7 protein-coding genes and 1 pseudogene are annotated in these 9,526 nt (G+C 59.5%); 5 read left to right on the top strand and 3 right to left on the bottom strand.

Annotated elements, in window-relative coordinates; translation table 11 throughout:
- On the bottom strand, positions 1–1,178 hold a 1,178-nt coding region (locus tag P2Q66_RS10765; RefSeq protein ID WP_275727935.1), incomplete at its 3' end, for an APC family permease.
- Positions 1,179–1,587: 409 nt separating this feature from the next.
- Here P2Q66_RS10765 and P2Q66_RS10760 point away from each other — a divergent pair.
- The 5 genes from P2Q66_RS10760 (at position 1,588) to P2Q66_RS10740 (ending at position 7,570) form a co-directional block, all read left to right on the top strand.
- Positions 1,588–2,361 carry an SDR family NAD(P)-dependent oxidoreductase gene (locus P2Q66_RS10760; protein ID WP_275727934.1) on the top strand — a complete coding sequence of 258 codons (774 nt, stop codon included), beginning with the start codon at positions 1,588–1,590 and terminating at the stop codon, positions 2,359–2,361.
- Positions 2,362–3,417: 1,056 nt separating this feature from the next.
- The gene (locus P2Q66_RS10755) at positions 3,418–4,641 is read left to right on the top strand and encodes an acyl-CoA dehydrogenase family protein (protein ID WP_275727933.1); all 1,224 of its coding nucleotides are present in this window, start codon (positions 3,418–3,420) and stop codon (positions 4,639–4,641) included.
- A 71-nt stretch (positions 4,642–4,712) separates the two neighbouring features.
- Positions 4,713–5,585, top strand: coding sequence for an amidohydrolase family protein (locus P2Q66_RS10750; protein WP_275727932.1), 873 nt, complete (start codon positions 4,713–4,715; stop codon positions 5,583–5,585).
- A gap of 81 nt (positions 5,586–5,666) precedes the next feature.
- Positions 5,667–7,097: an FAD-binding oxidoreductase gene (locus P2Q66_RS10745; RefSeq protein WP_275727931.1), complete on the top strand. Its 1,431-nt coding sequence runs from the start codon at positions 5,667–5,669 to the stop codon at positions 7,095–7,097.
- Positions 7,098–7,114: 17 nt separating this feature from the next.
- Entirely contained in the window at positions 7,115–7,570 is a 456-nt protein-coding gene (locus P2Q66_RS10740) for a VOC family protein (protein WP_275727930.1), read from the top strand.
- 429 nt (positions 7,571–7,999) lie between these two features.
- Here the strand turns inward: P2Q66_RS10740 and P2Q66_RS10735 are convergent, their stop codons facing one another.
- On the bottom strand, positions 8,000–8,167 hold the full coding sequence (locus P2Q66_RS10735; protein WP_275727929.1) for a transposase: 168 nt from the start codon (positions 8,165–8,167) through the stop codon (positions 8,000–8,002).
- Positions 8,168–8,226: 59 nt separating this feature from the next.
- Positions 8,227–8,775, bottom strand: a pseudogene (locus P2Q66_RS10730) (aldehyde dehydrogenase family protein); the annotation flags it as partial.
- Positions 8,776–9,526: the final 751 nt, after the last annotated feature.

The raw sequence follows: 9,526 nt of genomic DNA, 5'->3' as shown, positions 1-9,526 counted from the left end.
TTGCGGGTGCCGATGTTCGCGTACAACTGGGGGTTCTTCGCTTTCACGATCAGTGCGACCCCAACTCCGAGGATGATCTCGACGATGGGGATAATGACAGCGATCGATGAGAGTACCGGGGAGCCGGTGAGCAGATCGAGGTTCACCGCCGCTACGGCGGCGACTACAAGCAGCAGTACCGCTGAGAAGATTGGCGCTATCGCCCAGTGCCAGACAGTCGCCTCGGATGGTCTCGTCCGCAGGAGGTAAGCAGCGATTCCGATCGCTGCGATGCCGAGGTACTGCTGAACGCTTCCCAGGAAAGCTGTTGTGGGGTCCGCCGCGAACAGCTCAACAACGCCCTCCTCGCCCACCGACTGGATGAGCACCCAGGAGGTGAAGGCGTAGAGGATGCCGATGGTGCCGACCGCGAGATAGGTTGCGCGAGGGACTGTGCGTACGGGATCGCGAACTTCGTCCCGGAAAATAGCTGTAGCTTCAAAACCGCTGAAGGCACCCATCAAGAAGAGAACGCCGACGAGCGCGCTGCCATTTGCGATCGTTGTTGGGTTGAACGAGCCAGCGGTCAGTGTGCCGGTTCCTCCGCCGGTGCCCAGAACCACAGCGCTGTAGACAAGTACTGCGACGAGCTCAAGCACGACAACCACGCCCAGGATCTTCGCCGAGAAATCGACCCGAAGGTAGCCGAGAACACCGATGATCACAGCGGCCACAATGGCCCACATCCACCAGGGGGCACCTATAATCCCGAAGCCCAAGAAAAGCTGCTCGGCCTGGACCCCGACAAATGGGAGCACGCCCAAGTAGCCAATTGTATATGTGATTACAGCGATAAAACCTGTGGCCAGTCCTAGAGGACGCCCGAGGCCGGCCGTAACGAAGGTGTAGAACGCTCCGGCTCGTGGAAGTTTGCGGGCCATGAGGGTATATCCCACCGCAAAGATCGCCATCAGGGCGGCGACGCACAGGATGAGCAGCGGCGTGCCGATTCCGGCAGCGTACCCGATGACAAGGGGAAGAACACCCGCAACGCACGCGATAGGGGCGTTGAAAGCAAGAACGATGAACAGGAGTTGGGGTACTCCCATATTGCCGCGGAGTCGGTGTTCTTCACCGACCCGTCCCCCCTGAGGGGCGGTCGCGACCGGACCGTTTGCTTCTTGGATTTCTTGTGACATGTGGTTCTCCTTTGAACCGCCGATGTGCGAGCAACTGAAGCACAAGATGCGAGACGCAGTGCCGGACGGATATCGAAAATTCGGGGCTGTAGCGCGTGACCATCCAGGGCTTATTCCCACGTCAGCGTGCTAAGCGTCTCCTCGTGAGGGCCGGGAGCAGGTTTGACGTTACTGCTGTCAGTTGCTGACGGATAGGCAAAATGATCACGGTTAGATTACAATTACTACACTCGTATCAATATGCAACTATGGCGTGTTGCTAGCCAAGGGCACGCCACGGCGCCCTGCCGCCAGGACTTGGAGGGCCTTCACGACTGTTTGTAGGCTTGGTGCTTTTGTCCTCCTCATTGATACGGTCGTATTTTTGTCTGGACCCAACAGAAGCTGAGATAGCAAAGGAGCATCAAGCATGCGAGGACTCAACGGGAAGAAAATCATCGTCGCGGGGGGCGCGAGTGGAATCGGAGCTGCAACTGCGGAGCGGTTGGCGGAGGAGGGCGTGTTGGTAACCGTCGGTGATATCAACCTCGACGGTGCATGCGCCACAGTGAAACGAATCACGGATAACGGGGGAATCGCGACTCCCATCGAGTTCGATCTTTCCGACGAGGGTTCAGTGAACGCTTTGGTCGACAAAGCAATCGCTGAGTTCGGCGGCGTCGACGGACTGTACAACGTCGGAGCCGACCTCTCTGACGCCACGTTCGGAGCGGATCTCGATCTCCTCCAGATGGACCCGGCAGTCTGGCGGCGGACGTTTGATGTCAACGTGATCGGCTTTGCTTTCACCTGCAGGGCGGTCATTCCCCACCTCCTCGAGCAGGGCGGTGGTGTAATCGTCAACACCAGTTCTGCTTCTGCCCAGCACACAACCCCGTCGGTTCCCGCTTATGCGGCATCGAAGGCGGCAATCGGGGCGCTCACTCGGAGTATTTCTGCCACTTGGGGTGCTAAGAACATTCGTTGTAACGCCGTTTCGCCTGGTTTGGTGCTGACCGAGAAGCTGCTGGCAACCCCCAACGTCGAAGGGCTGATGGGGTTCGCGGACCAATTCCTCAAGGTTCCGAACCTGGCTCAGCCTTCTGAAATTGCAAGTGTTGTGGCGTTCCTCCTCTCCGACGACTCGTCGTACGTCTCGGGTCAGGTATGGCACGCAAACGGTGGCTGGGACTTCCACGAATAGTTACAGCTTCACCACACCCCGAGAGGCACGGTCGACGTGACGGCGACCGTGCTCTCGGTTTCGCTTAAGGGCACCTCATGAACGTGCGGAGACCGTAGGTGCCAGAGAAGAAGCGGCCGTAAAGCAAGGGTGCCGCGGGACTCCTAGATGAGTTCCGCGGCGACGAGGATGCTCCTGAGACTGGTGTTCCCCACTCTGGTTCGAACAGGTTGGACGTTCTCATTAGTCACGATCCCGGGGTTCCTTGACTCATTGTGCGGCAACGCCGACGGGCTCAATCTTCTCGCCGTTGACAGCTTTGACAGCCATCCCTCCTGCAATTCTGCCGAAGCTGCACGGGTAGTCGGCTGATAAAGAGAAGAGTTTGCCATCCTCGAGTGCCTTTTCCCCGCGTACCTGCCCCCGGCGCCGATGATTTTGACTTTGCCTAAGAGCCCCGCATCCTCGAATACGGAATCGACCTGAGGGCTGTATCGTCGCTGGCAGCGTTATATGGGCGCCTTGTCCCCGCGTCCCGCATGAGGCCTGCAAGCTGTCGGGCCCCAGCACATAAGCCACGCATACCGAACAAGCGCCTCAGCCGCGGGACCAGCACTGCAAAGCGCCGGCCCCGCGGCCCTCATCAATGTTCTTCCGTCTTCGCAGCTGGGGACCCTTAGTAAAAAGGGCAGTTGAGAGGGCCCTTCTCGGAAACCCTACTTCTGTCTGGCCAGGCTGAAGTAGTAGCCGCTGGAACCACGTGTAAGCACCGCCAGAGATCCCTGCCACAAGCCCTTCGGCGCGGATGCGATGCGGGATTCTAATACGAACGTATTGACAGTAGCTGACCTTGCTGGTTAGCTTCCGTTAGGCGGAGCCACCACATGCTTACTTGGTTCAGCTGGCGTCTACAAGCTTGCTATCTCCTGACCCTCGATGGCCGAGTATTTGGCTGCTCGGGTCCCCAGAACACTTCGCATCAACCCCTCGCTTTAGGCGCCAAGGGCGAGATCTGGGGCCATCTGGAGGAGGCCAACTTCAGTATCGCTTGCACAAACCACAGAGAGGGAAAGCCGAATGACCGAAATGTTGCAGTCGACTGGCGAAACTGGCGGCGAATTGCAGGCGCTCACTCAGCGCCTGCGTGAGCTCATCCCAGTCATCCGTGAATACAGTGGTGAGGCGGAGCATATCCGCCGAATCCCGCAACCTGTCATTGACCGGGCAAGCGAACTCGGCATCTTTGACGCGCTCGTCCCGCGGCGCTGGGGTGGACAGGAGCTTGGCCTAGCTGCCTTCTACACGAGCGCGCGTGAGCTCGCCCACGGAGACATGTCTGCTGCGTGGGTCGTCTCATTGTTGATGAGCTGGAACACGATGGCGTGTCGCATGCCGTTGGAGGCGCAGGAGCAGCTTTACGCCGACCGCAACTACATCACCGCCGCACTGGCATACTTCCCGCCGGGCAAAGCCGAGCGTGCTGACGGTGGCTACACGGTCAGCGGGAAGTGGGGCTACGGCTCGGGGTTGCCTAACGCCGACTGGGCCTTTCTGTCTGGGATGTTCGATACCGACAATGGGCCGGACATGTTGGCGTTCCTGGTGCCGAAGTCAGACCTGATTCTTCATGACGACTGGAAATTCGCCGGACTCTCGTCGACAGGGTCGGTCAGCTTCTCGGCCGAGGACGTCTTCGTTCCCGAGCAATTCGCGATTTCCTTCGGGGCCTTGATGTCGCCGTTCGATCACCCCGGTGCGACGCTTCATGCCGATCCAACTCACCGCTTCCTGGGCGGCCCCACGGTTTCCAATCCGTGGGGTGCGGGAATCGCTCTCGGTGGGGCGGAGCGAATGGTGGAACTCGCGCGCGAACGCCTTTTCAACTCTCAGATCATGGGCATCTCTCGCATCGATCAGCCACTGTCCCGAGTTCGGTGGGCACAGGCTCACCAACTGGTTCGCGCCGCTGAGTTGCTCTACGACAAGCTCGTGGCTGAAACCGTGGCCCATGGTGAAGGATACTGGCGACGCGAGGACACCGGCCAGCAGACGATGGACACACTTACAATTGTCGCCCTGTGCAAGGACGCCGCTCGCCTGATCATGGATGGCGCGGGATCCAGTGCGTGGAGCACCGGTAACGAGCTGCAGCGCTACTTCCGCGACATGCACGTCTTGGCCAACCACCTCCAGCACGACTGGGACAACGGGGCCGAACGCGCATCTCGCCACCTGCTCGGGCTTCCTTACGCACCCACGGACCCGTTCAATACAGAGGGCCCGGAAGCTGCCCACGCATAGAGCGCGCCTGGGCTGGATGCAGTATCTGAACAGACTAACGGCGCTGACTACGACTGAGGAGAGACCGACACATGGAAATCATTGATGCGCAGATTCACCCACCAGCCCCACGGCTCGGGGGTTGGGACGAGAGCGGCGGCGAGGAGGAGTACCGGTTGTCAACGGAACTCGCTCTTGCCTCGATGGAGGCGGCCGGCGTCGACCGAGCTGTGATCTCCTGGGATGTCGGCTGGCCAGAGTTCGCCGCAACCCATTTCCCCGACAAGTTCGTGTCGACCGTCGGCCGTCATTACGGGGACCACGCGTGGCTAGAGGCCCCGGACTTTGAGGAGCAGTTCGAGGAATTCGTGTCGAAACCCGGGGTGGTGGGGTACCGCCAGCTTCTCAACCATCCGGATAAGGATGCCCAACAGCTCAAGTCGGGAGGCTTCGACCGACTCTTCGAGACATGCCAGAAACTCGAGATTCCGCTGCTGATCATGGTTTCTGGTGAACCGTCGTTGGCGGCCCCGATTGCGCAGAAGTATCCGAACCTCCAGCTGGTGCTCGACCATCTCGCTATGCTGCAGCCCCCCTACCAGACGCCGGACAACCCACCGTGGAAGGCGCTTCCGGAGCTGCTTGAACTCGCCCAACACGAGAACATCGCGCTCAAGCTGGTCGGCGCGCCAACGCTCTCTGCCGAGCCGTACCCCTTTAGGGATCTCTGGGCGCCCCTGAATCAGATCGTCGAGTCGTTCGGCCCAGAGCGGCTGATGTGGGGAACCGACATCCAGGGTGTCATCGGCCGCATCGCGCACTACACGACCGACGTCGACTACCCGGGCCTCCATAACTACGGCGAGGCCGTCGGGTACCTTCGCGACACTGACCAGCTCTCGCAGAGTGAGAAGGAAATGATCTTCGCCGGTACCGCCCGGCGAGTCTTCAACTGGCCAACATAACCAGGGGTAGTCGGTCGAAGCGACGTCGCCGAAGGAACCTGAGGCCCGCTAGGACAATTTTCGAGAATGGAGGGACCGTCGTTGGGCTCAACAACACGGAACAATATACAGGAGCAGCCAGATAGCTCAGCCGCGAGAGGTCTCGAAGGGCTTGACGGTGAGGTGCTCTGGCCAGGGGCTGATGGCTTCGACGAGGCGCGGAGCATCGAGAATGGTAGGTTCGACAGGTGCCCAACGGCGATTGTTTGCTGCGCCTCAAACGACGACGTTGTTGCGGCCATCAGCTTTGCCCGTGAGCACGACTTGGAAATCGCGATCAAGGGTGGCGGTCATCACGTCGCCGGTCTGGCGGTGTGCGAGGGTGGCCTGATGCTGGACATGAGCCGACTCAAGACGATCGATATCGACTTGGAGGCTCGTGTCGTCCGCGCCGGGACGGGTCTGACGTGGGGGGAGCTGATTGGCGCGACCCAGGCACACGGTCTTGCCACCGCGAGCGGCACAACGGCGACGGTCGGCATCGCGGGGCTAACGCTCGGAGGCGGTCTCGGCTTGATGATGGCCAAGCATGGCTACGCAGCTGACAACCTGCTCGCGGCCCGCGTTGTGACCGCCGACGGTCGCGTGCTGACCGCCAGCGAGGACGAGCATCGGGACCTCTTCTGGGCGCTTCGAGGCGGCGGCGGCAACTTCGGTGTCGTTACGGAGCTCACCTTTCGCCTGCACCCGATTGGCCCAGTTGTTACGGGCGTGATGGTGGCGCACCCGATCGAGGATGCCGCCGACGTCCTGCACTTCTACCGAGAGTTTACGGATAGTGGGCTTTCCGATGACCTCGTCATTGCGGTGATGTTATGTCACTTGCCAGATGGATCGGGGGCAAGGGTTTTATTTACCGGTGTTCATTTCGGGTCCGAAGAAGACGCGCTGCGCGAGCTTGAGCCGATGCGGACGTTCGGCTCGCCGGTGAGCGTCTCCATCGGCCCGACCCCGTACATCACGTTGCTCAATCCACCCGAGGCGGAAGACACGAAGGGGCGAGGGGCGTCCTTGAAGTCCAGCTTCCTTCGGGAGCTTTCCGACGAGGCGATCCAGGCGATCACACGCAGCTTTGCGGCTTCCCCGTCGCCATGGTGCAGCGTCTTGCTAGAGCACTTCCACGGCGCACTTACTCGTGTTCCGGTTGACGCCACGCCGATCCCATATCGGAAGGCGGGCCACAACTTGCTGGCCTTCGCCTTCTGGCCCGATCTGGACACCAGTGGAGAGCATATGGCGTGGACCGACCAGACCTACGAAACACTTTGGCCATTCTTCGACGACTATGTATTCCCCAACTATGTCGACGGCGCGCTTCTCGAAGATAAGGCTACGGCGCGACGTGCATATGGCCCAAACCTCGAGCGGCTCATGCGAATTAAGACGACGTACGACCCGGAGAACATATTCCACCTCAACCTCAATTTCGCCCACACAGCCACTGAGGCTGAACACATCCCTAAAACCCACTGAATGAGGAGTAGAAGAAAATGATAAAGTCAATCTATGTCAGCCTGCCGGTGAAGGACCTCGAGGCGTCAACGGAGTTCATTTCGAAGGTTTTTGGTGCTGAGAAAATTTCCGATTTCTCCAGCGAGACGACAAGCTTGATCCCTCTTAACCCAGTCATCTTTCTGGCACTGATGACGGAGCAGAAATTCAGCGGCTACCTCAAAGATGGCACCATCGTCGCGGCCCCCGAGGCTTCTCCGACCGCTGTGGAAACCATGCTTGCCGTTAACGTTGACACCCACGACGAGGTTGAGCAAGTTCTGGCCAGGGCCCTGCAGTCCGGCGGTCAGCCTTGGACCGGTGTCTTCGAAATGGGCACCTCACACTGCGCTACGTTCTTGGACCCGGACGGTCACATCTGGGAAGTCATTTACCACCCGAACCCCTACTGGGAAGGTTCATTACAAAACTCAGTCACGGCAATCACTTCCTGATTTCAGCTCAGCTCATCGGCGGTTTCTCGTTCGCGCGACTAAACAGAAACCGCCGATGACTGCATGGCATCTCTTTGGACGGCTTGGCTGCGGGCCGGCAATTGTCGACCGGAACTGAGAACCAGTACCGGGGAAAATATCGTTGGGTTGGTCGTGGCACTGACTCTAGCTTCTCATGCCGCTGGCCCGCGCGAGTCTGGGAGTCGTCCCGCTAGCAGCCGCGACGTTAGGTCGACATAGTTGGTCTTCTATGTCCACGTGCACGAGGGACTGCAGGCCATGACATGGCCGTTTATGCTGTGTGGGAGGCGCCTGGAGCTGCATAATCCCATCGGAGGAGCGTCTGGACCCACTACTCTCCATGACGATGATTCATATGTGTTTAGCGCTCTTCGCGGTTCCTGGTGAATGTTCTGCCGCGACGGGTGGTCATGCCGCTGTTCTGGCGGCACTGCGCAACAGGATACGCGTCTTGTAGTTACGTGAATTGGTGAATCCCCGGCCAGTTCTTATGATCTGCTTGATCGCGGTGTTGTTGGATTCCACTTTTGCTGTTGTGGCACCGGTGACTATTAGTACTTCGATCTCTTCCACCACCGGTAGACAGTGCGTCAAAGCTGGTTGGTTTCCGGCTACGCAGCCTGTTCGACTCGTGCCTACAGGCAGTCTGGCTGGTCAAAGAACAGCTCCGGGCCCTGCAATGCCTCATAGGGGTCAGCAATACCGATGTATTGCGTGGTGGTGTATTAGCAATTCCTTCAGTCCCGCCCTCGCGTCCCAATCCCGATTGTTTGACGCCTCAAAAGGGGGCGGCAGCATTGGAGATGACCCCGCATTAAACCCCACCATCCCAAATTCAATCTGTTCCGCAACGCGAAGCGGACGGGAGAAATCGGTGCTATAGACGTAGGCCGCCAATCCGTAATTTGAGGCGTTAGCTAAACGAATGGCGTCCGCTTCGGTGAGGAAAGTGGTGACAGGCGCTACAGGACCGAAGATTTCCGGGCGAAGAATCGCAGCTCCCTCTGGAACGTTGCCTAGCACGGTCGGGTGGTAAAAGTATCCAAGGCCGTCTACCGGTGCCCCCGTAAGGGCCGTCGCGCCCTCGGTCCCCGCGGCACGACTAGCGCATGAACGCCATCACAGGCGGCGGCGTCGATGAGAGGACCTACCTGAGACTCGGGATCGGTACCCGGCCCTGTCACAACCCAGTGACTCGCAAGGCCTTTCCTGTCATGATGAAGCGACGAGGATGCCCCGCCGCAGTTGGGCATTGAAGTTAAGGCCCCAAAGATCGGCGGCAGGCGTCAAAGCAGTTGCGGTTGGCCATGGAACGTGGCCTTTGGCAGGCAGGGCCCGTGCGCCCTGTGCAGTCCATGCTGCGTGCAAACCAGCGTGATGGCTTTAATTGATTGCCCGGGCTGCGCCTGGCCGGAGTCAACTACTGGCAAGCGCGAAGTCGCCCAAGGATAACGAAGGAAGCAATTGAAGGCTCTGGTAAAGAGTGATATTCCGGCCGGCACGCGTACTCGGCCGGGCTCTGAAGGCAAGTGGGCAGCCGCACCGTGTACTGGCAGTAAAGGCCTGATGTGGACATCGACTCAGCCGGGGCGGGAATTGTAGTGCTTAATACGCTCCATGAGGCAGTAAAAGCGGCACTTACGTACAGATTTCTACCGCAATACCACCCCGCTGAAGACTGCTGTACCGGCAGACATCAGACAGACGACGGCGCCCACACGTGTCGTCCTCGCCCGGAGGAAGGAAATGCCTTCTCCGATCCACATCCGAGGAATCACATCTGACTCCCGCGCAAGCCCTAAGGCGCGCGGGGGCTGGGAGAACGTGGCAACACGCTGAGTGAGAGGGACGGCCGGGGCCGCGCGCCTCGATAATGGACTGATTGCTTACAGTCCAGATGCGATACCGGGTTGGCGGAGCAAGGAGTATTCTTTC

The organism is Arthrobacter sp. Cr_A7 (assembly GCF_029222765.1).
Lineage (GTDB): Bacteria > Actinomycetota > Actinomycetes > Actinomycetales > Micrococcaceae > Arthrobacter.
The sequence above is the reverse complement of the archived record's forward strand: the minus strand, read 5'-3'. Positions and strand labels throughout refer to the sequence as shown.

What these genes read in the sequence shown, in the direction of transcription:
- P2Q66_RS10755 (WP_275727933.1), top strand. Translation starts at nt 3,418, where the DNA reads ATGACCGAAATGTTGCAGTCGACTGGCGAAACTGGCGGCGAATTGCAG.
- P2Q66_RS10760 (WP_275727934.1), top strand. Translation starts at nt 1,588, where the DNA reads ATGCGAGGACTCAACGGGAAGAAAATCATCGTCGCGGGGGGCGCGAGT.
- P2Q66_RS10750 (WP_275727932.1), top strand. Translation starts at nt 4,713, where the DNA reads ATGGAAATCATTGATGCGCAGATTCACCCACCAGCCCCACGGCTCGGG.
- P2Q66_RS10740 (WP_275727930.1), top strand. Translation starts at nt 7,115, where the DNA reads ATGATAAAGTCAATCTATGTCAGCCTGCCGGTGAAGGACCTCGAGGCG.